Genomic DNA, 1,250 nt, shown 5'->3' with positions numbered 1-1,250 from the left:
GGCCAAGATCTCTACAGCCTAGACGCTATCGCTAACGCCTACTTTGGCTGGTTTCCAGAGCTCGACAAAGCCGCAACCCCTCTGACTCGATTGGCCCAAATGGTCGGCCAATCCAATGTTGACGTTGCGCTGGCGGGACTTCGGGTCGTGCGGAGCCGTAGTGATATTCCCACCGTGCGCGCTGGTGCCGAACTCAATGCGCAAGAAGGCAAGACATATTTTCTCGAACTAATATCTGTTGCTAGCTGCGCCCTGCATCTGGCGGAGGGTGGAGACTTGGCGACACTTCCACGCCCGTTTCTTGAATGTGCTCTTGCTGGCCTGGATTGGGGACTATTTTCAAGTGAATCGGAACACATTCCCGACCTTGAAGCGAAGCTGCGAGCCTTAGTCTTTGATACGCCGCAGAATCTCGAAGGCTTCGTCCGGGATGACCTAGAGCCGTTACTGGAAGCAAAAAAGGATGTGATCTCAGGCATCTACCGTGTCATGCACGAGAACGATTATGCCGAGCTTGCCGGGCGCCTCAGTGTAGATTGGCTTGGGCGCTTTCCCGAGGTCTCCGCCGAAATTCTCGGATACATTTTAGACGCCGCCATTGGGCGAGGTGACAAGRCCATTTTGACGGAATTGATTGCCGAACGCTTGAAGGCCGGAGTGTGGCCGACTGAGGAACACCGTGCACTGTGGTACGGGGCAGCGTTTGCTCTCGATTTTGAGCGCTYTCGCTCAGAGCTTGAGCGATTTGCAATAGAGAAAAGGGAGCACCTCTGGCCATTTCAGCATGTTGATCGGCGGGAACGATATGAGGTTGAGGTCCAACCGATCGGTGACATGGCCCGGCTGACGTTCCTAATCGATCGCTTTGGGCTATTATTTCCTCTTGCAGAAATGCCAAGTGCTAGGTGGGGCAGCCAATCAGACTATGATGGCGGCCAGTACATCGCATCTCTCATCAAGAGGCTGGGATCTATACCTACCAACGAGGCGAATACTACTTTGCTAAACATGATTTCTGAAGGGAGGCTAGGTAATCACAAGGACGAGGCACTGCATGTCGCCGCAATTCAAGATCGTATACTTGCTGAGTTATCTTGGGGGGCGCGAACGCTGGAGGACGTACGGAGCGTTTTGCAGAGTGGTCCGCCTGGTACAATCGACGACCTACAAGCGTTCATTATGGATGAGTTGGAGATGCTTCAGCGAGAGATACAAGACGGAACCACACAAGCTGCAGAGCCATTCTGGAG

The 1,250-nt window shown here is 53.6% G+C and carries 1 protein-coding gene; it reads left to right on the top strand.

From position 1 onward, the window contains the following. Positions 1-99: 99 nt before the first annotated feature. The coding region (locus AC1DX0_RS36040; RefSeq protein WP_477359292.1) for a hypothetical protein at positions 100-1,250 on the top strand (1,151 nt) is incomplete at its 3' end.

The organism is Mesorhizobium sp. P3_A9, assembly GCF_056402975.1.
Note: the sequence above shows the minus strand (reverse complement) of the source record. Positions and strands in the feature narration are given on the sequence as shown.